This is a genomic window from Methanobacterium paludis (assembly GCF_000214725.1).
Classification (GTDB): domain Archaea; phylum Methanobacteriota; class Methanobacteria; order Methanobacteriales; family Methanobacteriaceae; genus Methanobacterium_C; species Methanobacterium_C paludis.
This window is the reverse complement of the sequence record NC_015574.1, coordinates 1,892,222-1,918,158: the sequence shown is the minus strand read 5'-3', so window position 1 is coordinate 1,918,158 and position 25,937 is coordinate 1,892,222. Positions and strand designations below refer to the sequence as shown.

27 protein-coding genes are annotated in these 25,937 nt (G+C 35.2%); 16 read left to right on the top strand and 11 right to left on the bottom strand.

The window, feature by feature from the left end:
- Positions 1-25 precede the first annotated feature (25 nt).
- The 9 genes from MSWAN_RS09025 (at position 26) to MSWAN_RS08985 (ending at position 12,068) form a co-directional block, all read left to right on the top strand.
- Positions 26-2,311, top strand: a complete 2,286-nt coding sequence (locus MSWAN_RS09025) for a CDC48 family AAA ATPase (protein WP_013826339.1) — start codon at positions 26-28, stop codon at positions 2,309-2,311.
- 175 nt (positions 2,312-2,486) lie between these two features.
- Positions 2,487-2,948 (top strand): archease, encoded by a 462-nt coding sequence (locus MSWAN_RS09020; protein ID WP_013826338.1) that lies wholly within the window; start codon positions 2,487-2,489, stop codon positions 2,946-2,948.
- Positions 2,949-3,115: 167 nt separating this feature from the next.
- Positions 3,116-3,562, top strand: a complete 447-nt coding sequence (locus MSWAN_RS09015) for an SRPBCC family protein (protein WP_013826337.1) — start codon at positions 3,116-3,118, stop codon at positions 3,560-3,562.
- Positions 3,563-3,923: 361 nt separating this feature from the next.
- Positions 3,924-5,372, top strand: a complete 1,449-nt coding sequence (locus MSWAN_RS09010) for an RtcB family protein (RefSeq protein WP_013826336.1) — start codon at positions 3,924-3,926, stop codon at positions 5,370-5,372.
- 164 nt (positions 5,373-5,536) lie between these two features.
- A complete protein-coding gene (gene mtnP, locus MSWAN_RS09005; protein WP_048188061.1) occupies positions 5,537-6,325 on the top strand; it encodes an S-methyl-5'-thioadenosine phosphorylase in 789 nt (262 codons plus the stop codon).
- 358 nt (positions 6,326-6,683) lie between these two features.
- The gene (gene nadA / locus MSWAN_RS09000; protein ID WP_013826334.1) at positions 6,684-7,598 is read left to right on the top strand and encodes a quinolinate synthase NadA; all 915 of its coding nucleotides are present in this window, start codon (positions 6,684-6,686) and stop codon (positions 7,596-7,598) included.
- 328 nt (positions 7,599-7,926) lie between these two features.
- On the top strand, positions 7,927-8,928 hold the full coding sequence (locus tag MSWAN_RS08995) for a hypothetical protein (RefSeq protein WP_013826333.1): 1,002 nt from the start codon (positions 7,927-7,929) through the stop codon (positions 8,926-8,928).
- A gap of 91 nt (positions 8,929-9,019) precedes the next feature.
- The gene (locus MSWAN_RS08990; protein WP_013826332.1) at positions 9,020-10,861 is read left to right on the top strand and encodes an MJ1255/VC2487 family glycosyltransferase; all 1,842 of its coding nucleotides are present in this window, start codon (positions 9,020-9,022) and stop codon (positions 10,859-10,861) included.
- A gap of 70 nt (positions 10,862-10,931) precedes the next feature.
- A complete protein-coding gene (locus tag MSWAN_RS08985; RefSeq protein WP_013826331.1) occupies positions 10,932-12,068 on the top strand; it encodes a DUF763 domain-containing protein in 1,137 nt (378 codons plus the stop codon).
- Between the two features lie 97 nt (positions 12,069-12,165).
- Here MSWAN_RS08985 and MSWAN_RS08980 read toward each other — a convergent pair whose 3' ends face one another.
- From MSWAN_RS08980 to MSWAN_RS08950, 7 genes are all read right to left on the bottom strand, one after another.
- Complete coding sequence (locus MSWAN_RS08980; protein ID WP_013826330.1) at positions 12,166-13,671, bottom strand: FAD-dependent oxidoreductase; 1,506 nt, start codon at positions 13,669-13,671, stop codon at positions 12,166-12,168.
- A 67-nt stretch (positions 13,672-13,738) separates the two neighbouring features.
- Complete coding sequence (locus MSWAN_RS08975; RefSeq protein ID WP_013826329.1) at positions 13,739-14,167, bottom strand: pyridoxamine 5'-phosphate oxidase family protein; 429 nt, start codon at positions 14,165-14,167, stop codon at positions 13,739-13,741.
- A 127-nt stretch (positions 14,168-14,294) separates the two neighbouring features.
- On the bottom strand, positions 14,295-14,807 hold the full coding sequence (locus MSWAN_RS08970) for a DUF1453 family protein (RefSeq protein WP_013826328.1): 513 nt from the start codon (positions 14,805-14,807) through the stop codon (positions 14,295-14,297).
- Positions 14,808-14,907: 100 nt separating this feature from the next.
- On the bottom strand, positions 14,908-15,342 hold the full coding sequence (locus MSWAN_RS08965; protein WP_013826327.1) for an ester cyclase: 435 nt from the start codon (positions 15,340-15,342) through the stop codon (positions 14,908-14,910).
- A gap of 276 nt (positions 15,343-15,618) precedes the next feature.
- Positions 15,619-16,041, bottom strand: a complete 423-nt coding sequence (locus MSWAN_RS08960; RefSeq protein ID WP_013826326.1) for a DUF5518 domain-containing protein — start codon at positions 16,039-16,041, stop codon at positions 15,619-15,621.
- A gap of 154 nt (positions 16,042-16,195) precedes the next feature.
- Complete coding sequence (locus MSWAN_RS08955) at positions 16,196-16,642, bottom strand: universal stress protein (protein WP_013826325.1); 447 nt, start codon at positions 16,640-16,642, stop codon at positions 16,196-16,198.
- A gap of 194 nt (positions 16,643-16,836) precedes the next feature.
- A complete protein-coding gene (locus MSWAN_RS08950) occupies positions 16,837-17,142 on the bottom strand; it encodes a hypothetical protein (RefSeq protein WP_013826324.1) in 306 nt (101 codons plus the stop codon).
- Positions 17,143-17,762: 620 nt separating this feature from the next.
- On the opposite strand from MSWAN_RS08950, the gene MSWAN_RS12350 reads away from it, so the two are divergent.
- From MSWAN_RS12350 to MSWAN_RS08925, 5 genes are all read left to right on the top strand, one after another.
- Positions 17,763-18,482, top strand: coding sequence for a hypothetical protein (locus tag MSWAN_RS12350; RefSeq protein WP_013826323.1), 720 nt, complete (start codon positions 17,763-17,765; stop codon positions 18,480-18,482).
- A 384-nt stretch (positions 18,483-18,866) separates the two neighbouring features.
- Complete coding sequence (locus tag MSWAN_RS08940; RefSeq protein WP_013826322.1) at positions 18,867-19,046, top strand: zinc-ribbon domain-containing protein; 180 nt, start codon at positions 18,867-18,869, stop codon at positions 19,044-19,046.
- Positions 19,047-19,078: 32 nt separating this feature from the next.
- Positions 19,079-19,474, top strand: coding sequence for a hypothetical protein (locus tag MSWAN_RS08935; RefSeq protein WP_013826321.1), 396 nt, complete (start codon positions 19,079-19,081; stop codon positions 19,472-19,474).
- Positions 19,475-19,652: 178 nt separating this feature from the next.
- Positions 19,653-19,907, top strand: coding sequence for a hypothetical protein (locus MSWAN_RS08930; protein WP_013826319.1), 255 nt, complete (start codon positions 19,653-19,655; stop codon positions 19,905-19,907).
- A gap of 190 nt (positions 19,908-20,097) precedes the next feature.
- A complete protein-coding gene (locus MSWAN_RS08925; protein WP_013826318.1) occupies positions 20,098-20,574 on the top strand; it encodes a zinc ribbon domain-containing protein in 477 nt (158 codons plus the stop codon).
- 231 nt (positions 20,575-20,805) lie between these two features.
- On the opposite strand, the gene MSWAN_RS12515 is transcribed toward MSWAN_RS08925, so the two are convergent.
- The 3 genes from MSWAN_RS12515 to MSWAN_RS08915 all read right to left on the bottom strand — a co-directional run bounded on the left by MSWAN_RS12515 (position 20,806) and on the right by MSWAN_RS08915 (position 22,966).
- Positions 20,806-21,141, bottom strand: a complete 336-nt coding sequence (locus MSWAN_RS12515; protein ID WP_013826317.1) for a DUF2085 domain-containing protein — start codon at positions 21,139-21,141, stop codon at positions 20,806-20,808.
- 13 nt (positions 21,142-21,154) lie between these two features.
- On the bottom strand, positions 21,155-21,550 hold the full coding sequence (locus MSWAN_RS08920) for a hypothetical protein (RefSeq protein WP_048188059.1): 396 nt from the start codon (positions 21,548-21,550) through the stop codon (positions 21,155-21,157).
- A gap of 456 nt (positions 21,551-22,006) precedes the next feature.
- Positions 22,007-22,966: an alpha/beta hydrolase gene (locus MSWAN_RS08915; RefSeq protein WP_013826315.1), complete on the bottom strand. Its 960-nt coding sequence runs from the start codon at positions 22,964-22,966 to the stop codon at positions 22,007-22,009.
- A gap of 424 nt (positions 22,967-23,390) precedes the next feature.
- On the opposite strand from MSWAN_RS08915, the gene MSWAN_RS08910 reads away from it, so the two are divergent.
- Together MSWAN_RS08910 and MSWAN_RS08905 are read left to right on the top strand one after the other, a co-directional pair.
- Positions 23,391-23,759 carry a hypothetical protein gene (locus MSWAN_RS08910; protein WP_013826314.1) on the top strand — a complete coding sequence of 123 codons (369 nt, stop codon included), beginning with the start codon at positions 23,391-23,393 and terminating at the stop codon, positions 23,757-23,759.
- A 1,006-nt stretch (positions 23,760-24,765) separates the two neighbouring features.
- Positions 24,766-25,116 carry a VOC family protein gene (locus tag MSWAN_RS08905; protein WP_013826313.1) on the top strand — a complete coding sequence of 117 codons (351 nt, stop codon included), beginning with the start codon at positions 24,766-24,768 and terminating at the stop codon, positions 25,114-25,116.
- 236 nt (positions 25,117-25,352) lie between these two features.
- Here the strand turns inward: MSWAN_RS08905 and MSWAN_RS08900 are convergent, their stop codons facing one another.
- Positions 25,353-25,784 (bottom strand): Hsp20/alpha crystallin family protein, encoded by a 432-nt coding sequence (locus MSWAN_RS08900; RefSeq protein ID WP_013826312.1) that lies wholly within the window; start codon positions 25,782-25,784, stop codon positions 25,353-25,355.
- Between the last annotated feature and the right edge of the window lie 153 nt (positions 25,785-25,937).

Below are 25,937 nucleotides of genomic sequence, written 5' to 3'. Positions count from 1 at the left end.
TTTTAACACCATAGGAGGGATTTTATTGCCTCAAAACGGTGAAATAGAACTTAGAGTGGCCGAAGCCTTGCAGCAAGATGTGGGTAAAGGTATTGTAAGGGTAGATAAGGAACTTCTTGGTAAAATTGACATTGTCCCAGGAAACCTGGTTGAAATAATGGGTAAAAGATCAACTGGTGCCATAGTTGGAGAAGCTTACCCTGCAGATGTTGGCCTTGAAATAATTAGGATGGACGGTCTCACACGGTCAAATGCAGGAACATCTATCAGTGAAATGGTAACGATACGAAAGACAGAGCTCAAAGAAGCAACAAAAGTGATTTTAGCCCCAGCAACAAAGGGTATACGTATAATGGCACCAGGAGAAATCTTAAAGAAAAATTTAATGGGAAGATCAGTTTCCAAGGGTGATGTTTTAGCTTTGATATCTCCCAGAAAAACCAGGGAAACATTCAGGGAGTTCCCAGATGTTGAAAGTGTATTCAGCGGATTTTTTGAAGCATCAACTCCATTTTCACTTGGTGAAATTAAATTCACAGTTGTATCAACAAGCCCTACGGGTATCGTTAGGATCACAGATGTAACTGAAATTGAAATCAGACCAGAAGCTGTGGAACTCATTGAAAAAAAGATTCCTGATGTTACGTATGACGATGTTGGAGGCCTGAAACCTGAAATATCCAAATTAAGAGAGATGGTAGAACTTCCACTCCGTCATCCTGAGATATTTGACAGGTTAGGTATTGACCCACCTAAGGGAGTTCTTTTACATGGTTCTCCAGGAACAGGAAAGACTCTTATTGCAAAAGCCCTGGCCAATGAGAGTGATGCAAATTTCATGGCCATAAATGGCCCTGAAATAATGAGTAAATTTGTTGGAGAAGCTGAAAAAAGGATAAGAGATTTTTTCAAGCAAGCCGAGGATGAAGCACCCTCCATTATTTTTATAGATGAGATAGATGCCATAGCTCCCAGAAGAGAAGAAGTAACAGGAGAAGTGGAAAGGAGAGTCGTAGCCCAGATATTATCTTTAATGGACGGATTAAAAGAAAGGGGAAAGGTAATTGTTGTTGGGGCTACTAACAGGCCTGATGCCCTTGACCCAGCACTCAGAAGGCCAGGAAGGTTTGACAGGGAGATAGGGCTTCGAGTTCCAGACAAAGACGGAAGATGTGAAATTCTCCAGATCCACACAAGGGGCATGCCTCTGGCAGATGATGTCGAACTGAATGAATTTTCAAGTATAACCCATGGATTTGTAGGGGCAGATCTTGCAGCACTCTGCCGTGAAGCTGCAATGAACGCACTTAGAAGGATTCTACCAGATATAGACCTTGAAGAGCAGACAATTCCCAAAGAAGTTCTGGAAAAACTCTTCGTAACCAAGAATGATTTTATGGACGCTCTAAAATTCATAAATCCCTCTGCACTGAGGGAAGTATTCATTGAAATTCCAAATATTCATTGGAAAGATATAGGGGGGCTGAATGAGTTGAAACAGTCCTTAAAAGAAGCTGTGGAATGGCCTCTTAACCATCCTGATGCTTTTAAAAGGATTGGAATTGAACCACCCAAAGGAATACTACTCTTTGGACCACCAGGTACAGGTAAGACCATGCTTTCTAAGGCAGTGGCAACAGAATCTAGGGCCAACTTCATAAGCGTTAAAGGTTCGGAGATACTTAGTAAATGGTTTGGAGAATCTGAACGGAAGATATCTGAAATATTCAACAAGGCTAAACAGGCTTCACCATGTATCGTGTTTTTTGATGAGCTGGATGCGCTGGCATCGATGAGGGGTTCAGGAGCAGGTGAACCAAGGGTTGTGGAACGAATGGTGAACACTCTACTTTCAGAGATGGACGGTCTTGAAGAGTTGAAGGGTGTTGTTGTTCTTGGAGCTACAAACAGGCCCGATCTTCTTGATTCTGCGCTTTTACGTCCTGGACGGTTTGATGAGATAGTTCTTGTACCTCCACCAGATGAAAAATCTCGTATAGAGATATTCCGGGTCCATATGGAAGGAATGTCCCTGGATGATGATGTGGATATTGAAAAACTGGCTAAAAAAACAGATGGATACTCTGGGGCAGATATAGCTGCTGTGTGCAGAAAAGCAGGTATGCTTGCCCTGCATGATAACATAGAAATTAAGAGTGTTTCTCCAAAACATTTTAAAAAGGCTTTGAAAAAAATTGGACCTTCATTAACATCAGAGGTCATAAAATATTACAAGCATTTAACCAAAGAACTTGAAAGGGGTATTGAGGTTAGAAATGAAAGGGAAGAAATTCCAAGGGAAGTGGCATAGAATAGGTCATAGATAAAATCCAAAACATTTTAGCACGATATATTTAAAGAAATATTTAATTAGTGCAGTGTTTAATTAGTAAACTCTTATATGTTGTTTTATATGTTATAGAGCGTTAAAGTATAAAATTATAAGTATAAAATGTTTAAATAGTTTAATAAAAGAGGTTAACGAGTTGGAAATTCAAAATATCGATCATTCAAATTTAAAATTCGAATTCTTTGATGTAACGGCAGACGTTGGATACACAGCTTATGGAAATACTCTCTCTGAGGCATTTGGAAATGCTGCCCTTGCAATGTTCGAAGTTATAACTGATACGTCAAAGGTAAAACCAAAGATAACAAAACACCTCAAGGTAGAATCAGAGGATGAAAAAGCACTCCTTTATGACTGGCTCTCAGAACTTCTTTTTGTTCATGACACTGAATATCTTGTATTTTCGGATTTTGAAGTTAAAATAGAAAATATAATAAAAAAAGGTGAAACCCTCTTCATTCTTGAGGCCTCTGCATCAGGGGAAGAGTTTAACCGTGAGGTTCATGAAAGCCGTGACGAGGTTAAGGCTGTCACTTACCACATGATGAATATAAAAAAGGAAAATGGATGTGAAGTGAGGGTTATACTGGATATATAACCGGTTTACATGGTTATACGGAATGTTTTTGGTTTATGTAGGTTATTGGATAATTTACGATAAGGTCACGATTAATGATCAGTATTGATCTATAGAAATAAATTTTATAACAGTAAATTGCATTTATTCCCATTATTGCTAAATAATGTCAAAAATAAGGTTTGATTATGAAGATCAATGAGAATGCGCCAGTGGTGGCTACAGGTGAAATTGATGTCTTAGCAGACCTTGAAACAGTTTGGGATGTGATGGTATCAATTGATAAATGGCCGAGCTGGAATCCAGAAGTGAAGGATGTTTTTATTAGTGGAGAAGTTGTTGAAGGCTCTAAATTTCAATGGAAAGCTGGACCTGGAACAATCAAATCCATAGTTCAACGTGTGGAAAAACCTAATATCTTGGCATGGACAGGTAGGACATTGGGGATAAATGCCATCCATGTATGGCAGTTGAGGGCACATAATGATGGTACAATTATCAGGACAGAAGAGTCATGGGAAGGATTGATGGTGCGAATCCTACATGGAACTATGCAGAAAATGCTGCAGGATTCTATTGACTCCGGACTTCAATACCTGAAAATCGAAGCCGAAAAGAGAAAAAAAGAGATATGAAAAGGAATAATCTCCTTTTTAAATTTAGTTCATTCATAACTTAATTCTCAAAAACTATTAGCTAAAACTCATCAAAAGTTATACACATTAGAAAAGTCCTGTTTAGGTTAGACATAAATACATGATGAACGAAACATTTATTGAATGTAAATTAATAAAGGAAATAAATTAAGAATCATAAAGTTCTCAGAATTGCTATTAAAACTATCTTGGACTTTATATCAACTATTAATCAAGTTTTAATCTTCAAATCTTTTAAAAAGCCTTTTAAGATGTATTATGCCTATGAGTTGTTTTAAAATAATAAAAAATTTTAAATAAATAAATTTTAAATAAAATATTTTGTTCTGGAGAGTTATTTATGGTCGCAGACGTGAATCTAAAGAAAATAAGAGACTGTGTATGGGAAATTCCAACAAGCTATAAAGATGGGATGCGGGTTCCAGGAAGGATATATCTGGACGATGAAGAAATAAAAACGGTTGAAAAAGGGGCTCTGGATCAAGTTTCAAATGTGGCATGTCTTCCAGGTATTCAGAAGTTTTCAATTGGACTGCCAGACATTCACTTCGGGTACGGTTTCAGCATAGGTGGAGTGGCAGCTTTCAGCGCACGGACCGGAGTTATAAGTCCCGGTGGAGTTGGTTTTGACATAAACTGTGGAGTGAGACTGCTTCGAACAAACCTCACTGAAGAAGAGGTCAAACCAAGAATTTCCGAACTTTTAGATACCTTATTTAAAAATGTGCCTTCTGGAGTTGGTAGTAAAGGAAAAATAAGGCTTAAAGAAGGGGAAATAGATGACGTTCTCGAAAATGGTGCACAGTGGGCTGTTGAGAATGGTTACGGTTGGGAATCAGACCTAAAATACCTTGAAGAGAACGGTAGAATGGAAAGTGCAGATTCAAGTAAAGTAAGTGACAAGGCCAAAAAGAGAGGAATACCACAGCTTGGCTCCCTGGGTTCTGGAAACCACTTCCTTGAAATTCAGAGGATGGATGAGATATTCGATGAAAAAGTTGCAAAGACTTTTGGAATAGAAAAGGACCAGATAACAGTAATGATACACACGGGTTCCAGAGGCTGCGGTCACCAGATATGCTCAGACTACCTCAGAACCATGGATAAAGCCTACAAAAAGTACAATATAAACCTTCCAGACCGCCAGCTTGCCTGCGCACCTGTGGACTCTCAGGAAGCACAGGACTACTTCGGTGCTATGGCTGCAGCAGCAAACTACGCATGGACCAACAGGCAGATGATAGTGCACTGGGTCAGAGAATCCTTTGAACAAGTATTCAAACGTGATGCAGAAGATATGAACATGGGAATAGTCTACGATGTCGCCCACAACATCGCTAAAAAGGAAACGCACAAAATAAAAGGTAGAGATACAGAAGTCTACGTTCACAGGAAAGGAGCAACAAGGGCCTTTGGACCTGGAAGAAAGGAGATTCCTGCAGAGTACAGGGGGGTTGGACAGCCTGTCATGCTGCCAGGGACCATGGGAACAGCTTCGTACATACTCCACGGAACAGAAACTGCAATGGAAGAAACATTCGGCTCAACAGCTCATGGTGCAGGACGTAAAATGAGTAGATCCGGTGCCAAAAGAGAGTATCGTGGTGAAGAGGTTAAAGAGGCTTTAGCTCGTAAAGGAATAATTATAAGAGCAAATTCAATGCCAGTGGTTGCAGAAGAAGCACCAGGTGCCTACAAAGACGTTGATAAAGTGGTTGAAATTGCACATAAAGCAGGAATATCCAAACTTGTCGGTAAGATGGTGCCTTTAGGTGTTGCAAAAGGTTAAAAAGATTTAGTTAAATGGACAACAGTTACACAAGTTAAATGGACAATCACTCGTACATTCACTTTTTTTATTTTTTTAAAATGAATCATAAAAAAAATAATTCTTTTAAAAACCAATCTGGGAAAGATAGGAACCAATATAAAATAATGGTGGTAGATGCGGATATGATAGGAATAATGGGCGGTACAGGAGTTTATGAGATAGTTGAAATGGGGGAAGACATTGAGAAAAGGGTTATTGAAACACCCTATGGTGAATCACCTGAAATATCAACCTTTAAACTGCATGATGTGCCTGTGGCTTTCATGCCTAGGCATGCCAAAGGCCATGCAAACCCTCCGCACATGATAAATTATCGTGCAAACATATATGCCATGAAAAAGTTAGGAGTTGACCAGATAATTGCAACCAATGCTGTTGGATCCCTTGATCTTGCAGTAAAACCTGGAGACTTCCTGATACCCAACGACTTCATAGACTTTACAAAGACAAGACAATTCACATTTTATGACCATAAAACTGTTCATGTTGATGTTACAGAACCTTACTGTCCAAATCTAAGGGATATCCTCATATCATCCGGTGATGTTATTGGAGAAGGTGTTTACGTGTGCACAGAGGGTCCTCGCTTTGAAACACCTGCTGAGGTTGAAATGTTCAGAAGGCTCGGGGGTACGGTCGTGGGAATGACAGGTTTACCTGAAGCTGTGCTTGCCAGAGAACTTGAGATGTGCTATGCAAGTATCTGCACAGTATCTAACTATGCAACATCAATAGCACCCGGTAAACTGACCATAGATGAGGTATTTGAAATTGTGGAAACTAAAATGAAGGATTTAAGGACCATGGTAGTTGAAGCTATAGCAAAGATCCCATCTGGTAGAAGCTGTCAATGTAAGAATGCACTCAATGGGGCTGAAGTAGAAAATTCAATAGAACCAGAAGATTTATAGGTGTTTAAAGGCTAAAATTTCGAGAATCCGAAGGTTTTATAGTTTTTAATTTCAAAAATAGAATCAAAAATATTAGAAGATTACGGGTTTTAAGTGGGTTAAACTAATTTTTACCCCAGTTGCATAGAATTAAGATGTTGAATAAAAGTTCACAATAGTTATTTATTGAAGAAGAAAAGATAAATAAAATATAATTTCTAATATAATACTTCCATTAACACCGAATTTTAAATACTGAATTTCAATGTATTAAATTTCAAAATTAAATCTAATAAAATTTCAATAAAATCTAGATTATAATTAGAACCCCTTAATTTAGAAAAATAAATTTTCAAAAAAAAGATTTAAGGCGATTATTATGTTTAATGATCTTCAAAAAGAAATTATAAGGCTCAAAGAAGAGAAAAATGCCACAATACTGGTCCATAATTATCAGATAGGCGAAATACAGGAGATTGCAGATTTTATAGGTGATTCCCTGGAGTTATGTATAAAAGCATCCCAGATCAAAGATTCAGACCTCGTGGTTTTCTGTGGTGTTGATTTTATGGCTGAAACTGCTGCAATACTCAACCCTGATAAAAAAATTGTTATTCCTGATAAAAGTTCAGAGTGTCCAATGGCCAACATGCTCCCTGTAGAAGAACTGAGAAATGCAAAAAAAAGATATCCTGATGCTGCAGTTGTCCTGTACGTTAACACGCTTGCAGAGGCAAAGGCAGAAGCAGACATACTCTGCACATCAGCAAATGCTGTGAAAGTGGTTCAAAGCCTCACAGAAGATCAGATATTATTCGGCCCGGATATGAACCTTGCAGCCTATGTTCAGCAACACGTTGATAAGGAAATAATTCCTGTACCTGAGGGAGGACACTGTTACGTCCATAAAATGTTCAACCTGGGAGATATGTACTTTTTAAGGGAAAAATATCCTGATGCAGAAATACTGGTTCACCCTGAGTGTGATCCAGAGGTTCAGGAATTTGCGGATCATGTTTTGAGCACTGGTGGAATGGTTAGACATGTTGCTGCATCCCCAAAGGACACATTCATAGTCGGAACAGAGGTGGATATGGTAACAAGGTTAAGACGTGAAAACCCGGGTAAAACAATTCTTCCAGCATTAAGCGATGCAATATGTGAAAATATGAAACTCCACACCCTGGAAAAGGTTAAAAACTCCCTTTTAAACGAGGAATTTGTTGTAGCAGTTGATGAAGAAATAGCTGATAAAGCAAGAAATGCTATAGAAAGGATGCTTGAAGTTTCATAGGTTGTTTCAAGATTTTATGCCAATGTATCAGATTATATTTAATCCAAAATCTGAATTCCCGGCTGTAACTCTGCTAAAATTAAAATTATTGTTATTTAACTTTCAAATCTTTTTTTTATCCGATTTATTTTTATAAAAAAACAAGTTTAAACAGTAGAAGTTTCTAAAAGTTAATGATCAAATTGAAAGGTAATCAGTATTTAAGATAATCACTATCTAAAGTAATCACTATCCATAATTTTATCATTCGTTGTGAGTATCTATTATGGCATTTTAATCAATTTAACAAAATTTTAACAATTTAAACGAAAAATAAAGAGGGTTTACATTGAAACTGGACCGCGTGGGTATAATCGGAATTTTAATGATTATTTTTGGGTTTATAATTTTAACAACAGGATTTTTGAACGAATTTTTAATGACGGTCTTATGGCCTATTCTTTCGGGTTCATCCGATGGTAAAACTGTTCTGTTATTATGTATAATGGGTAGCATACTTTTAATTAATTCGCTCATAGTTAACAGCACTAGAATTCAAAAAAAACCATTTATGAAGGGGTTGGATGGTAAAAAATATTTAAAATGGACCATAATAATTGTTCTTTTCACTTATGCTGTTGGTATAATCATCGAATTATGGTTAAGGTTCAGATTCGGTGTTTCACCATTTACAACGTTTATATCTGTGACCCCAACCGAAACCTCAACAAGCATTACCCACACCCATGTTTTTAAATCCGTTTTAGGTTACACCATAAGCACACTGGGAATACATGTTCCATCAAACATACATACCGGATCCTCGCTTATCCAATACGTATATCCGCTTCCCCTGATAATTATCGTGACATTCCCGCTTGTTTATATCACAGGACTTCTTTCTTTGAACGGCCGTAGGGGTGTCCATAAATTAATACTTGCATTTGCCGTTACACTGGCCCTTATCAGTATGGTGGACGGTGGATTGTTCTCACAACCTGCGATGATAGGTCTTGGTGGTCTTCTGGTTATTTACTTCTTAAAAAAGCCGTTTTCAGTGAAAAACCTTATAAAACCGGCGTTTATAATAGTATTAATAATTTTGGCAGGGTTTGCAATAGAAATAGCTGGTTCAAACACACATTACCACGATGTAACCGTGATAAATCAGGTAGAACCCCTGGATCTTACAGGTTACAATGCCACCATAACTGAAAGTACTGGCAATAAAACCGTGTTCAGAATGTACTCAAACATGACAGATAAAGAGATTTTTAGCAGTCTTTCAAATAGTTTTAAGGATAAAAGTGGAGGATTTTTTGTTTCATGGAATCTATTCTCCTACTTTTGATAACTTAAAATTTCCATACCTATGATAACTTAAAAATTTATATTTTTTAGAGTCAAAGTATCATTTAAAGAACATATTTAGGATTGAAAAGATGAAAATCAGTATTATTATTCCAACTTATAACGAGGAAGATTACCTTCCCAAATTATTGGAAAGCATAAAAAATCAGGAATTCCGGGATTATGAAGTTATAGTAGCCGATGCAAATTCAAAGGATAAAACCAGGGAAATTGCAGAATCATACGGTTGTAAAGTTGTTGAAGGAGGTATTCCCGCTATAGGTCGTAATAGGGGGGCGAGTGTGGCCCAGGGGGAGTATCTCCTATTTTTGGATTCAGATGTTATACTAACGGCAGGTTACCTTGAATCTGCTTTAGACGAATTCATAGACAATGAACTGGGCATTGCAATTACCCAGATAACGCCTTTAAGCGATAGTTTAATAGATAAAGTATCCCATGATTTTGCAAATTTATTCATGAAGAGTGTTGAATCCATAAAACCACACGGTGCTGGTTGTTACGGCATATTAACCATGAAGAAACTTCATGATGAAGTTGGAGGCTTTGATGAGGCAATTGACTTTGGTGAGGACACAGATTACATAGAAAAAATTGCTAAAATAAGCTCCTTTAGAGTTTTAAGAGAACCTCAACTTCTTGTTTCCATAAGAAGACTTGAAAAAGAGGGAAGGAAAAATATTGCATTTAAATATGCCAAAAGTACCCTCTACCAGTTTTCCGGTAGGAAAATAACTGCTGAAGAGTTGGATTATGACTTCGATTATTCCAGTGAAGATAATAATGAAGATCATCCAGATGATAACGTAGATGAAACCCCTCTAAAGGTAGGAACTTCTAATGAAAAAGGAAAAAGTAGAAGAAAAAGAATTCTTTATTCCATCTGCGGCGAGGGAATGGGACATGCAATTAGAAGTGGGGTTGTAATAAAACATCTGGCAAAGAAAAATGATGTGGTTATATTTACAAGCGACAGAGCTTACAAGTACATTTCAAAAAAATACGACAATGTTTATGAGATAGGTGGTTTCAACACAGTTTATGAAGATAATGAAGTTAAAAATAGGAAAACTTTTGTCAAAGGGATGAAAGGATTTCCCAAAGACCTTAAAAATAGCCTAAAGATTATGAATAATGTTGTCAAGGAATTCAAGCCCGATGTGATTGTCTCAGATTTCGAGTTCTACGCTAACATCATGAGCAAGCTTGTGAAAATACCCCTCATAAGCCTTGATAACATAAGTGTTCTTACACAGTGCGTACTGGATGTACCTCGAAAATATCGTAACGACAGGATCAGGGCAGAAGGAGTTGCTTACTCCTTCACAACAAAACCAAAAAGATACCTAATTACCAGTTTCTTCAAAGCACCCATTAAAAATCCTGAAAAGGCAAAAATGTTCTCCCCAATACTGCGGGAGGAAATCTTAAACCTTAAACCGGAGCTTGGAGACCATATCCTGGTTTACCAGACGAGTACCTCCAACAAAAAGCTGATGGATCTTCTGCAAAACACCAACGAGAGTTGTATTGTCTACGGTTTCAATGAAGATACTGTTGATGGAAACCTCCAGTTTAGAAAGTTCAACGAAGACCAGTTCTACAGGGATCTTGCCTCCTGCAAGGCGGTTATAGCCAACGGTGGTTTTACAATGATAACGGAGGCATTATACCTCCAAAAACCAGTTCTCAGCATACCAGTAAAGAAACAGTTTGAACAGATCCTGAATGCCATCTACATTGAGAGGCTTGGATACGGGAAATTCTGTGAACAATTGGAAAAAGAGGATCTTGAAGATTTCCTCCAGAACCTGGAGGGTTACCACGATAAAATAAAGTCATCTTACAAACCGAAAGGCAACGAAGAAATTTTAAGGGAACTGGATGAAACCATTGAAGATTATTCTAAGTAAATTGAATGGTATGTTCAGTAATTTGAATAGACGTATTCAGTAATTGAATTTATGTGAGAAGTGTAAAGATATGCAGTCCAGAAGGGGAGTTGCCAACTTGCCATTACATGGTGGTCACGCCCCAAAATGGCTTTTTAAAAGGATGGTTAAATTAACCAAGGGCATTGTAGATGTCATGCTCTATGAATACGATGCAGACGAATTTTTAAGGAGAATTTCAGACCCTTACTGGTTCCAGGCCTTTTCATGCGTTTTGGGTTTTGACTGGCATTCCTCAGGAACCACAACCACAACCTGTGGGGCTCTTAAACTGGCAATTGATCCGGAGGAGCATGGCATCTTGGTTGCAGGTGGTAAGGGTAAAGCATCGAGGAAGACGCCTTCAGATATTGAAAAGGCCGGTGATATTTTTTCACTGTCCACAGGTAAGATCGATGAGATGGTGCATGCAAGCAAGATTTCAGCAAAGATCGACAACTCATGTATTCAGGATGGATATCAGCTATACCATCACTCATTTATTTTAACAGAAAAAGGTGAATGGGCAGTGGTGCAGCAGGGAATGAATGAGGAGACCCGCTATGCAAGACGTTACCATTGGCTTTCAGAATCGGTGAGTGAGTTTGTTGAAGAACCTCACAAAGGAATATGCTGTGACAAGCCAGAACTTCAGACCCTTGACATGACGGCCCACCAGAGTAATGAAGCAAGGGATGTCAGTGTTGATCTGATCTGTGACAATCCAGAACATCTCAAAAAGTACTTCAAAGACAGAACCCCTCTTGTTGAAAAATCACAGACACACCTTGAAGATTACTTCAACGAATTTAGAATGCCTCGCCACCATCCTGTGCTTGATATGGACCTTTCAGACAGAGAATTTGACGTTTTAAAGAGGGCCTGGGAAATTCAACCTTCAGACTATGAGGAACTGGTTTCACTTGAGGGAATAGGGCCCAAAAAGGTACGTGCCCTTGCATTGATATCTGACCTTGTTTATGGCTCCGAGCCGAGCTGGAAGGACCCAGTTAAATACAGCTTCACCCACGGAGGAAAAGACGGATATCCATATCCAGTTGACCGTGAGGTCTATGATAATTCCATATGGACAATTCGAGAGGCCTTGGAACAGGCAAAACTTGAGAAGAAAGATAAATATGGTGCCATTAAACGGTTGGAAACTTTAATAAAGACAGATAAAGATTAAGACTGCGGATTAACAGAAATGTTGATCTATAAGAATAAATTTTTTAAAAAAGGATAAGGAATTAAAATTTAAGTTTTATGAATAAAGACTATTTCTATTAAATATACCGTCGAAGCTCCTTAACTGCAGGCCCGTGAAGTATTTCACCATCAAAGTTAAAGCGGGAGCCATGACATGGGCAGTCCCAACTTTTTTCTGCATTGTTCCATGTAAGTAAACAGCCCCTGTGGGTGCAGACAGCTTGGAGGGCATGTATACTACCATCATCATCCATATAAGCTGCAAACATCTCACCATCTTCTCCAAAGGTCTTTGCTTCATCTGGAGAAAGATCTACGGTATCAAGAATTTTTGACCTTGAGATCTCTTTTCCAGTAACACTTTTAACAGTTGATTCCTGTTTTAAGATGTCTTCGGTGCTTTCAACTGGTTTGAACCTCGTAGGATCAAATAAGTCCGCAAACTGGTTTTCTTTGCCAGTTATGAGATCTGTAAGCACCATGGCTGCGGTTGTGCCTGTGGTCATACCCCAGAATCCAAAACCTGTTGCAACGTATATACCTTCTTTTGATGTCATACCAATAAGGGGCAAACCATCGTCTGTAACATTGTCCTGACTTGACCAGTGGTACTCTATTGATTCAATATCCAGATGTTGACGTGCGTAATTTTCAAGTCGCTTATAATATTCCTTAGTATTTGTGACTTTTCCAGCATCGTGATGTTCGCCAGCGACTATTATAAGCTGACCCTTTTGCGTAGGGGCTGTTCGATAAGTATGTACCGGGTCGAAGTCAACGAACATGCCCTCAGGAAACTCACCTTTAGCATAGACTCCCATTACATAGGATCGTCCAGGATGAAGATGATTGTACAACATATCAGGGTCATATATTGGGGTGTTGGTTGCCACTATAACATTATCTGCCATTATTGAACCTTTGTCTGTCAGAACTTCCTTGATTTTACCTTCTTTCATATCGATGGCACGTGTATTCTCAAAAACATAACTACCTTCGCCGGGTATATCATCCGAAAGGGCCAAAAGATACTTTCGTGGATGGAATTGGGCTTGATTCTCGTAAAGTGCGGCAGGTCCGGTTTCAAATGGTAAAGGCACGTTTTCTGTGTAAAATACAGTTAGACCCAATTCTTTTGCAGCATTTATTTCACTTTTGATCGTTTCAACTTTATCAGCTAACTCTGTGTAAATATAAAATTGAACAAACTTGAAATCACAGTTTATATCCCGTTTTGATACAATATCTGCTATTTTTTTCAGGGAGTTCATGTTTGCCATGGCAAATTTTTGAGATTTGGCCTTACCAAGCGTGGATATGAGGTTACTGTATATCATGTTGGGGGCAACACTTATTTTGGCTGTTGTGCCTATTGTTACATCTTTTACAATTCTATTAGCTTCTATTACTGCCACAGTCTGTCCGTTTTCTTTTAGCAGTATTGCGGCAGTGATCCCTGCAATACCCCCTCCAATTATCGCAACATCAACTTTTAATCCCTCTTCAAGTGGGGGAAAATTTGTAGCTGGACACATTTCCTCCCAGAATGAGCCTGATTTTCCTTGTAGATCTGTGTTTACCATATTTTGTAGTCCGCCCTTTCCATTATTTTTTAGAATTTATTGAATGAAAAATAAGGTAAAAAAATACTTAATCTCCGAAGTTAATGAACATTTTTGGTTCAAGGTTGGTTGCCATGTTCCAGAAATGTGCTTTACCCTTTGGAATTTTGAATATAACTAAAGAGGGATTATCAGGTGTGAGTCCGAATTCTTTGAGAAATGGCCTGTCTTCTAAAACCTTTTTCTTCATTTCAAGGTCTTCTACAAACTCTACCTCTCCAGTTACCCTCATCATGGTGCCGCTCATTTCTCCAGATTTATAGAATCCAACTTCAACGTGCGGGTTTTTTAACAGCTGCTTATAAACATCTTTAGTGCCTCCGATCTGGAAGTAAAAACCCCCTTCATCTGCAAACCACATCCCCAGAGCCCTTACATGAGGTTGGTTTCCTTCACTGGTTGCCAACCATGCAATTGGATTTTCATTTGCAAAATCTATACAGTCTTTAAAATCCATTAAATCCCTCCTTCAACTATCTTTAGTTAGATATTTTCTGGTTGAATTATATTTTATAACTGAATTCATTTATAACTGTAAGATTCATCGAATTTATCATCATATCTTGAAAATAAAAAAATGAATATTAAATTACTTGCCCGTTTAACATCTGTTTATGCTTCAAATATTTCATATAAACATAAAAACGTCTTGAAATCATTGCACCGAGTGTCATCATTAATACCATGGATATTAGAACGTCGAGGTTGATGAGCCCAGTTCCACTTAATATGTCTTTTCCGTATATTTTTAAGGCTATTACCAGCAACCACAGACCCACAGCTATCGCTGAACCTTTCAACATCATTGATCCATTTTCATCTATTCTAACCTTCATAAATGAGCCTATAAGTATTCCAAGACCTATTCCTAGGATAAAACCGGTTATTATCAGGGTAAAATTTAGTATATCTGAAAATAAAACATTGTACACAATACCAGCAGTTATAAGAAACATGAACGCGGGCATTAACATCAATTTCCATGATTTCACCCTTCGCTCTCGCAGCTGTAACAGAATTATTATTACAAATATGATTATGAGGGATTGAGTGGATTGATTGATCATGCTCATATCTGGGTAAATTACGTTGACCAAAATTTGCAGCCTCCAAGTTAGGACCTTAATCTGAATATTAGAATTTTAATCTGAATATTAGATGGTATATGGGATTTGGATCACTTAAAACTAAGCACCTTCACATCAAACCGAGCTGTTTCATCAGTCCAACCAAGTCGTAGAAAAGTTTTTCTTCGATTATCTCACCATTCATCCAGTGGGCTACTGTGCAGAACTCCACTTTAAATTTTTTGTTTGTAGCTGGAATCTCATTTCCATCAGCACCAATCATAGGCCCTTTCATAGTGCCTGTAAACTCAGCCACAGAACATGTCCAGTCCCCTTGACCAAAAAGGACTTTATAAGGGCGGTTTTTAACGTGGTTGTCAGGGAACGTTTTAAAAAAATCCACAGCCTCTTCATGATGTGCTTTTTGTCCTTCTGTAGGTTCTGGTTGGCCTGGCCAGTACACCATGACATTTTTAGCATGGCGTTTGTTGAAGGTATCCCAGTCCTGGGAGTTCCATGCATCATCCAGTGTTTGCATCAGTTTCAGGTTTTCTTCCACACTCATTTTTAAATCACCTCTAATTGATTCTATAGATGTCAATTAAAATCTAATTTACAGATTCAATCATTAGGGATATTAAATTAATGAGAATAAATCCGGAAAATAAGAACAGAGAATTATTAAATTTCACTTAAATTAACTAATTTAATTTCAACTAATATTATGTTACTGAATTTAAATAAATTTTTTTGTTGCATTGATCTTCTTGTGGGACAATAGATCCTGCAACTAGCCAATAGATCCTGCAACTAGTAAATAAAAAAATAGAAAAATTAAAATTTAATTTTCAGGTATCTCAGATTCGTCATTTTCTTCGTTTGCAAATTCTGTTTCTGAGTTTATAAAGAATCCAATGGCTCCACCTGCTATTGCTATGACTATTTCCACAGCTATGTACATGGCAAGTGTGCCCCCTATAGATCCCATAACTGAAGCACTGAGGCCTTCAATTAACAGATAAATTATTAACATTATGGTGGTTATAATTCCTGCAATCACACCCGTAATTGCTCCATTAATCAATCCTGCTTTTATGTTTCCTCCAACCATAAAACCAACTGCTATTCCTGCTAGTAGAAAACCGGAGAACAATAAACTTTGACCTGATAACATATCGGATACAAAATAAATTGCTACAACAATGGCTGTTGCAATTATTATAGGTCTCCACATGATAATATCTTTAATAGTGTCTTGAACCATATTTTTTCACTTCCTAAAGTCTATGATAAGAATATAATATAATATCATTTAAGTAGCTATTCCCCATTTAAACCCAAATCTATACCAAATTATTTTTTATTTCCTCAAAAAGAATTACAACCTATAAAAAAGTTTAAAATCAAAATGTGGAGTGTTAAGATATCACATTAACTGGTATGTTAGCGGATCTTACAACCCTTTCGGTGGTTGCTCCCAACAGCAACTTTTCTAAACCGTGTTTACCAGATTTTCCCATTATAACTTGATCTATATCTTCTTCATCTATAGTTTTAAGTATAACATTTGCTGGCTTTCCTTCTTTAATAAGGGTGGTGAATGTAACGTTTTTACACTTTCCTTCGCATTGACGATCTTCTAATGTTTTTCTAAAAATTTCAACAGCTTCTCTTCCCTCTTCTTTTAACTCATTTGCAAGCTGATCCTGGAGATCCTGCTGTGGCAACGCATCAAGGTAATGTGTGTCAATCACATTTAAAACAATGATATCTACACCGTTTAAATCTGCACTGGCTACTGCATACTCTCCAGCCCTTTCTGCCTGTTTCGAACCGTCTGTAGGCAACAATATTTTTTTACGCATAACAATCCCCTTCTATTCATTTAAATTTTCTAAATAATAGGTTTTTGATAGTTTACGGATCCTGTGTATTAAATTTGTGATATTGCCCTTAAATGTATTGCCCTGTAAAAAGGAGAAAATTATTTAGTAATTGAGACTGCTTCCCTTTAAAATTAAAAATAATAAATGGAAATTTCATTAGATAAGTGAAATTTCTATTCCAGTTCTCTTTTATTAGGTATTCTTGGAATATCAGATGTGCCTTTTCCAGGCATTTTACCGTCATCGTAATCTTTAACCAGTTTTTCATTGTTTGGAAGTGGCCTTATAAGCGCATGTTCCAGGGTATAACCCATCTTTAACACTTCTTCCATAACATCCTGAAAATCTTTCCTAGATAAATCAGGGAATTCCCGTTTTAAAGTTTTAAATAATCTTTTTTCAAGATAAACACCGTTGTGATCTTTTAATATCTCATCGGCTTTTTCTTTTATTTGTGATAGTTTATCAGTATTAGCCATGTTTTATCCTTCCTTTATTCCCTAATTTTGGGGTGTTTTGAATATTTGTTAAATTCAATTATTATATATATTTCCTAAAGAATATAGATTTTCTCAAAAAATAGTACGATCCCTAACGATAGTAACTTGAAAATTAATTAAATCCCTTTAAAATTATTAGGGGATTAAACCTATTTTGTCCAAAAAGGCAACGGATACGTTTAAAGATAAAATAAAAAATAAACGTTCACAGTTAGCCAGTTTAATCCCCAGTTTTCATTATGATTTTTTAATATTTATATATGCTGTTTTATGTGGATGGTAGTAAACCATGTAATTTTTGGGAAAGTAATTAACAGAACTCTTTGGAAGGTTTGTTTTACTGCAAAGAGTTTTTCTTTGTTTAATATCCCACGAATTCAAATGGTTTGAATATTTTGGCAGTATTAATACGGGATATGCAAAAATTATTGAAAAAAGACACTATTTTTTGGAAGTTTGAATTAATAATTCGTTTAAAGTTGAACAATTCACCAGCAATGATTTTGAGACGAATTAATAAGTATATAAAGCTTTCTATTACATTTAAATAGCAAATATTAAGTTTATGTTTTAATTGACATAAGATCTGGTGTTAAAAAATGGGTTACTTAATCTGTGATAAATGTGATGGATACTACGAATTACAATCAGGAGAATCCGCAGAAGACTTTGAAACCTGCAGTTGTGGTGGGAGATTAAATTTTGTGGATACTATTGAGGTTTTGAATGAACCAACTAAAAAGTCAAAAACCAATAAAAACCATTCTAATTCAGGTAAAGAGTATTTTAAAGAACCTAATTTGAAAAACAGGATCATGTCGATCAACAGTCGAATAAACATTTTAACTGTTATTATAGGATTGGCAGCTTCTGTGCTTGTTTTTATCCTGGCATCACTCCTTCTTGGTGTGTTAGGGATCGCTGGGGATGGGATCACGTTTTATGCTATTTTTACCTTGGCAATCATGGCATTCATTGGTAGTATAGTAACTGGATTTTTGGGTTGCAATAGTTTGGAAGATGGGGGTATAAATGGGGGAGTTTTGAGTTTAATCCTCTTAATTAGTTTGGGTTTAATAATCGGCATTTTTATGTTCGTTATGATCAGCGTTACTAATTCAATCATGGCTTCATTGAGCCCGTTACTATCATCTGTTGGATCATCCACGGCTTCAAAGACGGCTTCCAATGACAGTTTCTTCAAATTTCTGTGGAATGTGTTTTATGGATTTATTGCAATAGTTTTAACCTTTGTTGCAGGTGTAGGTGGAGGATCTCTCGGTGTTATCCTTAAGGAAAAACTGAACATACAACTCTAAATGAATAAATTGCTGAGGAGTTAAATGGTTAAATGCGTTTAGATGGTAAATTCAGATAAAATAAACTAAAACATCCATTTTTATTTATTTTTATTTATTTTTTTAGTTTATAATCATCTTTAGTTAAAATATTATAATTAAAACACTATTTTTGGGAAGTTTGAACTATTAATCCCTTTAAAGTTGAACAGTTTGCTATTATGGATTTTTTAAATGATTGAGGAAGTATATAAACCTTTTGATTCTGATTATATAGTAAAGGTTAAATTAGTAGTGTGAAATACATAATTTTAGTTTTTCTTATATAAATTTTAATGAAAATTGTACTGATAAACATGGAAAAACTGAACAGAGTAATACGAAAAAATTAAGGAGGATGAAAAATTGACAAAGATATGTCAAGAATGTGGCAATGAAAACAAGGATACTGCTGTTTTTTGTGAAAACTGTGGAAGCAAGTTAGGAAGTAATGCAAATACATCTAAACTTAATAAAACAAGCAACAGTTTCGGTGGGTTCAGTGGATGGTGGAATAAACAGGGTACAGGGGTAAAGCAGCAGTAGGAGTTGTTGGTCTTTGTTGTATAAGGCTTATATTGCTAGTTGTTGTAAGTGGAATGTTTTCTCCTGATAAAACTACAGCAACAAATACAAGTTCAGATACGGTTTCAACACCGGTTTCAACACCCACATCATCTTCTAATAGTTCTAACTCTAGTTCAAGTGCCTCAGGTATACAAGTAAAGGTAAGTGATTCAGGTTCATGGAGTGGTAGCTATGGAGATACATCTGGATCTCAAACTGTTGATGGAAGCGGTAGTAAAACATTCGAAGTAACTGGAAGCCCATCAGTAGTTTCAGCTTGTTTCCAGAAGAAAGATGGTGGAAGTGGGACTTTAACTGTAGAAATATTAGAAGATGGAAATGTAGTAGAAACTAAAAGCACATCTGCCCAGTATGGGGTAGTATCAATTGCTCATTCTTTCTTCTAACTTTTCTTTTTTTATTTTTTAGTCTTTGGAGATTTTGTTTCATCAATTTTGTACATAACCCAGATTCCTAGGAGGACTTTAAAATGGGATTTGAAGAAGTTGAATTAGAGGTAAAAGAAGTTTTAAAACAGATAAATGCGCTTGAAGAGCAGGATATAAACCAGAAATACGTTGTTATATGAGAGAAAAAATCTTAAATCTCAAAAAGATAGAAGCACTGGAAAAAACAAATTTTAAGCATTTAGGAATAACAACTGCAGAACAGAAGAATATACATCTAAATGGAATATACAAATTTGAGGACGACCAGCTGGACAAAGAAAAGAAACAAAAAGACATTCTTTCACATGAGTTACAGAGTAAAAAACGTGAATTAGACCTTTTAATGAAAATGTTAGATCATGAAAACGTAAAAAAAGCAGTTGATGGTTAAAACCATATTGTTAACATGAGAATAAATCCACTATTAACTAGCTGTTTGAATCATACATAAAGCCATTATTCATTTTGAAATTTTATGAGTTTAGTTTTGTTAATTATTTTGGGATAAATCAATGGAAATTTAGTAATTTATATTATTTTTGTAATTTTAGAATAAAAAACTCTTCCTTGAGGTGTAAAAAATGGGATTGTTAAGTACTAAAGAAAAAAGTCCAGAAGAACAGAGAATAGATGAATTGATGAGTAAGCCAATTAATAATTCAGTTAAACCTCATCTTAAACAAACACTAAAAAATATGGCTAAAACTGGTAAAAGTATGGATGAAATAGAAAGGTATTATAGAGAGACAGCTGCTAAGACCCGATTTATAGAAGAGCGGAAGGCGGAATATGTTACAGAAGCTAAATTAGCTGATGAAGTTTATAAAGCGTATGTAACTGATGGAATCTCTCGATTAGATAAAGTAAATGGCAGATTTCTTGCATCTCAATCAGTTAAAACGGACATTCTCATTGAACAAAACAATCAAATCATTAAATTATTAGAAATAATTGTAAATAAGGGTAATAATGGTTTACCAATGACATTTTGTTCTGAGTGTGGAACTCAAAACAATAATGCAGCAAAATACTGCGAAAAATGTGGTACAAAGATATAAAAAAAATTATTATAGTTGCAACAAATTTTAAAATTAAAACAATAATGCTTGTATGCACGGAATTTAAGGGATAAACGTACTGAAATTATTTAAGAGTAAAAACTGAATCCAGAATAATTTAGCAGTGTCGAAGAATTCGAAGATGTAACTGATAATATTATTCTTCTTAAAGAAGCTTAAATCTACTTATAAAACGACCTTAAGAACCCTAATTTTATATTTTTTTTACCTTTATTTGATTATAGATAGGAATACAATGTATTTTATAAATTTGGCTATTATCATCAATCCTAATCCACTAATTAATCCTGTTGTAAACCTTAATGTGTTATTACTCTCTCTCATTTCCAACAATTGAGTAAATCCATCAATGAAAGTTGGAATTATCATTAAAATAGCCAGTAAAATTAGTATCCATGTATATTTTACATAAAAAAAATAGGTATATATAGAATAGCATAATGCTCCAAGATAAATCCCAGTACACCTTGAACAAACCGGAAAATAATGTCCCTTAATTTTGAAGGTTCTTTCAGGCATCCTATGACAAAATGATATTCTATACATATTTTAAAGCCTTTTAATTTGAAACCGTAACCATTCCATATTGTGCTGTTGTGCTTTTGGTTGCCACTGTCTTTCCATCTTGTATTATGGTTATAGTTAATTGTTTACTACTACCATCTGATTTCTGAGCATCTGCACTTGTGGATATGTCATCACTGGATACATTAATTGTTTTTGAACCTGTTCCATCAATCGATTGGGATCCTGAGTCATCTGTGTATGCTCCACTCCATGAACCAGTGTAATTTATTTGTATTTGTGTTCCAGTTGCAACATTACTTGTGGTGCTATTATCAGCTGAAGCTGTTGAGCTGCTTCCTGTATTATGATCGCCCATTGCCATAAATACAATAACTACTAGAATTATTCCAATACAACAAACTCCTCCGATCATATATTTTTTATCCAAATATGTCACCTCATTTATTATTTTAAAAACATTCCTGTAAAAACTTAAATAAGCTAGGAAAAAGAGTATCTCCCATTTAAAGGTTTTTACAAGTCCCCTATTACAGAAAATAAAAAATTATTATTAATATTCATAGGGTTAATGAAAACTATTGAACAAGATATATATAACATTTTCTACAAAGTTTTTTTAATAACTTTATAGGAAAAAATATAATTTGAAAATGTAAACCATAGAATAAATAACTATTTGCATGTAATGTTCAATTATATCTTCAACTTCTTAAAACCATACTATTTTTCCATAAATTCAAAAAAAGCTTCAAGAAAAAAAGATTATGCATAATAAGAATTACCTGTCTTATTATGATTGTTCTCAAACTCAACTTCGCTTATAATATAATAATTATTTAATGTATTTTAATAGAATTTACTAACTTTTAGCACTTAATCTGGATTAACCCTCAAAAACCTCACGAAGTGTTTCATTGGCCTGTTTTATGGCAGCCCTGGTAGCTGGGGTCTCAGTGATGGGATTTAACATGACAAAATCGTGTATTGTCCCAAGGTATCGAACCGCTGTAACCCTTACACCTGCATCATTCAGTTTATGGGCATAGGCTTCACCTTCATCACGAAGAACATCGAATTCACCTGTGATGATTAAAGCAGGGGGTAGACCTTTAAGTTGCTCGAGAGATGCTTGAAGAGGGGATGCTAATGGTTGTTTACGTGTTTCATGGGCTGGTAGATAGTTGTCCCAGAACCATTTCATGGCCTCTCTGGTGAGAAAGTGATCGGTTGCAAACTGCTTATACGATGGAGTATCAAAATTTGCATCGGTAACCGGGTAAAATAGCAGTTGAAATAGGATATCCGGCCCGTTTTCTTTTGCCATCATGGTAACGGCGGCAGCCATGTTTCCACCAACACTGTCACCAGCAACCACAATCTTTGAAGGGTCTAAATTCAGGTCTTCCCCATTTTCAGCTATGAATTTCGTGGCAAGGTACGCCTCATCTATTGCTACTGGAAACTTGGCCTCAGGAGAAGGTGTAAAATTGACAAAAACAACGGCAGCTTCAGCTCCATTAGCTATTTCACGAATTAACCTGCTGTGTGTAACTTTATTACCTAAAACCCACCCTCCCCCGTGGAAGTACATCACAACGGGCAAGATTTCCTTGTTTCCTTTTGGACGAACGATCCTGATTGAAATTTTACAGTTAGGGCCTCCCAGAATATTGTAGTCTTCTATATCTGCAGGCAGCTTTTTTACCTCCATATCCTGTGCTTTTAAAAGAACTTCGCGAGCATCGTCCACAGAAAGCTCGTATAACTGAGGCCCGCCCTGACTGTTAACCTCTTCAAGGAAAGCCCTAATATTTGGTTCAATTGCTTTACTTAATTGACTCATATTTTATCCCTCCATTGATTCTAGTTTTTGATTAAGAGAGTATTATTACGAGTATTATTAACAATTAACTGATGAGAACTAAATGATCGATAAAAATAAGTTAATAAAATTATTTTTCAATCCCAATGTTAAGGGGTTATTTGTTTAAAAAAATTCAGATAATTTCATGTTTAACTATGATTTTTGGATTATATGTATTTATTTAAAATATCTACACCTCTAACTCATCAAATAATTTGCCTGGATATCAAGATGAAAAACTCAAATAGAGTGAAATAATGTGATCTTACTAATAGAAAAAATTTATATTATTAAACTTTTAAATTAGCCTATGGATATATGAAAAGAATAAACTCTTTCTTTTTATTCAATTGGGGGTGGAAAAATAGACAATAAAGTTATTGCAGCAATAATAATAGTTTTTTTGATTTTAGTTGGAGCAGTTTATGCTTTTGAAACTCAAAACTCTAACACGCTTACTATAAATAATACTACGAATTCATCCAATGATACAATTTCACAGTCCAATGCTACAACTAACGTAGAGAATACTACCACTAATACAAAAAAAGTAAATAAAACAACAAATAGCACTCCAAATGTAAAAATATCTACAGCAGAAGCAAAAAAACTTGTAGAACAAAGTGGACAGGCAAGCGGAGTCCCCAGTTCAGTTAAAGCAGGTAAACCTACTCTAATTAAAGTTTCCGAGGAATATTACTGGAAAGTACCTTATTTAGACGATTATAACTATGTAAATGCAAACACTGGTGATGTAGCCGCCTTATTATAAGTTTACTATCCATATTTTTCTTTTTTATTTTAGAGACTTCAGAGGTCATTTATCTTCTTTTAAAAATAAGAATTCATTTATAGATTAAATTATAGTTTACTCCATAGTTGTTATATATGAAAAGGGAGTCTTAGGCTAATTTTCATGTAATATAACTACAAAATAGAGTGGTTAGAACTTTTGGTTTATTTGGAAGGATTTCCTTTTTATAAACTAATTAAAAACAAATAATAGAAAGCAGTAAACACTAAAACAATTATTATATTTACGATCAGCCGTTTCCAAAAATCATGCTTAAAATATTTAAAATCTAAAAAGACCACAATAACTAATGCCAAAATTACATATGATATATTAATCATTAAATTAGCCATTTAAACACCAATCGTTTTTTTTATAAGTCCTTTGATTTAACCTTAGTTTATAACAATAAAATGTCATTAATTTCTATATGATTTAACCAAAGAGTTGTTATCTTAATTTTACTTCCAAAGTTAGAAAGAATTTTATAATTTTCAAGTCTCAAGAGTTTGACATATTGAAATTTAAGATTTGGATCCTCAAAAATTTTTTAAAAAATTGAAAACTTGAGCTAAAATGATCATATGAATATACCAACGATTGAAATTTAATGATTTTGAGTAGTTTTGTTAAGTGAACCTGGAATTCAGGATACAATTTATTTCGTTAAACAGTCCTATAACGAAGAAAAAATATTAGAAAAAATATTTTTTTTATTTTTAAGTTCATTTCCATTAATAAAAACTATCAAAAAGCACGTATTTCAACCAGTAGGTATATACTTAGTCAATTATTTTGCTGCATTTTTCAAAATTTTAAAAACTTATGTTAATTTTACCTGTGAGTTACTACTTACCTAATAAATTGAATTTTTATGTCTTTTAATAATTTTTGCAAAAAATAATGGCTATAATTACTTGATAAAAAAATTACCAAACACAACATTAATAGTTAATTATAAACAGTATCCGTATGGTGATAAAATATGAAAGTTAAATATGTTACCATCATAGTTGAAGATATGGATGAGTCAATTAAATTTTACACAGAAGTTATGGGATTTGAAATAGATAGCCAATACGATCTCGGACCAGCAGGAACAATCACATTATTGAAAGGGGAAGGGGATGCTATGATAGAGCTCATAAAAAATACAGAAAATGAAACTGGCCTGTTTTCAGTGGGAATGGATGTTGAAAACATAAACACCACAGTGAAAGAACTCAAATCTAAAGGTGCCAAAATCACCATGGAACCCACACCAATAACAGTTGGAACCTTAGCATTCTTAGAAGACCCAAATGGGGCCAAGATAGCGCTAATTCAACACCATTAATCTTTTTTTTCAATTCATTGCGGTTCTTGTTTGCTTCTGTGATTTATAACTTTAAAAAACTAGTAAAATTGGAAAATTGTAGGAGCTTGAATATTTTTTGCTGTTCTCTTCAATATCCTCAGGTTTTATGAGAACTGTGTTTCTAAATTAAAAAAGAAAGAAATAGAACCCATACTTACTGGAAATCATGTTCCACTAGGATATGGATTTAAAATATTAGATTTGTTATTATAATTCTATTTGATGTCCACTGTGAAGCTGTCTTTTGTCTCCAGTTTAGGAACATCAACGCTCAAAACACCGTTTTCGTATTTAGCTTCGGCTTCGTCAGGTATCACTTTTTTAGGGAATCTAACAGTTCTTCTCACAAAACCGGCTTTTCTATCGTGGGGGGATATGTAACTTCTTTCTATATCCTCTTCCTCTAATTTTGCCTTAACTCTCAATTTGGTTTCTGTGAGTGTTAAGTCTATGTTTTCCTTTTTGATACCGGGGAGATCCACATGCACTATAATACTGTCGTCGGTTTCTATTATGTCTTTACCTGGAACAAATGTATAATCAACTATTGTTTTTTCTATATCTTGTTTTATGCTGTCTATTGTTCTTGATGTGTCTTCCAGCATCTGGTCAATTACTTCTTTATCTAAAAAATTTCTTCTTTTCATTTTTATCAGCCTCATTTTTTGAGTCAATGAACACTTGTCAAAATAGATATATAAATTTTTTTCTTCATGATTTATAATAAAGAATATAATGTTCATACGAAATTTATCATATAAAATTCATGATTCGTATTAAGTAATTTCCAGGAAGCAATT

Bases quoted from the DNA above. Each gene is read 5' to 3' on its own strand.
- MSWAN_RS12350 (WP_013826323.1), top strand. From the start codon at position 17,763: ATGGGTTACTTAATCTGTGATAAATGTGATGGATACTACGAATTACAA.
- MSWAN_RS08950 (WP_013826324.1), bottom strand. From the start codon at position 17,142: ATGGCTAATACTGATAAACTATCACAAATAAAAGAAAAAGCCGATGAG.
- MSWAN_RS09015 (WP_013826337.1), top strand. From the start codon at position 3,116: ATGAAGATCAATGAGAATGCGCCAGTGGTGGCTACAGGTGAAATTGAT.
- MSWAN_RS08915 (WP_013826315.1), bottom strand. From the start codon at position 22,966: ATGAGTCAATTAAGTAAAGCAATTGAACCAAATATTAGGGCTTTCCTT.
- MSWAN_RS09010 (WP_013826336.1), top strand. From the start codon at position 3,924: ATGGTCGCAGACGTGAATCTAAAGAAAATAAGAGACTGTGTATGGGAA.
- MSWAN_RS08985 (WP_013826331.1), top strand. From the start codon at position 10,932: ATGCAGTCCAGAAGGGGAGTTGCCAACTTGCCATTACATGGTGGTCAC.
- MSWAN_RS08960 (WP_013826326.1), bottom strand. From the start codon at position 16,041: ATGGTTCAAGACACTATTAAAGATATTATCATGTGGAGACCTATAATA.
- MSWAN_RS08980 (WP_013826330.1), bottom strand. From the start codon at position 13,671: ATGGTAAACACAGATCTACAAGGAAAATCAGGCTCATTCTGGGAGGAA.
- nadA (WP_013826334.1), top strand. From the start codon at position 6,684: ATGTTTAATGATCTTCAAAAAGAAATTATAAGGCTCAAAGAAGAGAAA.
- MSWAN_RS08975 (WP_013826329.1), bottom strand. From the start codon at position 14,167: ATGGATTTTAAAGACTGTATAGATTTTGCAAATGAAAATCCAATTGCA.
- mtnP (WP_048188061.1), top strand. From the start codon at position 5,537: ATGATAGGAATAATGGGCGGTACAGGAGTTTATGAGATAGTTGAAATG.
- MSWAN_RS08925 (WP_013826318.1), top strand. From the start codon at position 20,098: ATGGGATTGTTAAGTACTAAAGAAAAAAGTCCAGAAGAACAGAGAATA.
- MSWAN_RS08955 (WP_013826325.1), bottom strand. From the start codon at position 16,642: ATGCGTAAAAAAATATTGTTGCCTACAGACGGTTCGAAACAGGCAGAA.
- MSWAN_RS08930 (WP_013826319.1), top strand. From the start codon at position 19,653: ATGAGAGAAAAAATCTTAAATCTCAAAAAGATAGAAGCACTGGAAAAA.
- MSWAN_RS08965 (WP_013826327.1), bottom strand. From the start codon at position 15,342: ATGAGTGTGGAAGAAAACCTGAAACTGATGCAAACACTGGATGATGCA.
- MSWAN_RS12515 (WP_013826317.1), bottom strand. From the start codon at position 21,141: ATGTATAGAATATCATTTTGTCATAGGATGCCTGAAAGAACCTTCAAA.
- MSWAN_RS08900 (WP_013826312.1), bottom strand. From the start codon at position 25,784: ATGAAAAGAAGAAATTTTTTAGATAAAGAAGTAATTGACCAGATGCTG.
- MSWAN_RS08990 (WP_013826332.1), top strand. From the start codon at position 9,020: ATGAAAATCAGTATTATTATTCCAACTTATAACGAGGAAGATTACCTT.
- MSWAN_RS08905 (WP_013826313.1), top strand. From the start codon at position 24,766: ATGAAAGTTAAATATGTTACCATCATAGTTGAAGATATGGATGAGTCA.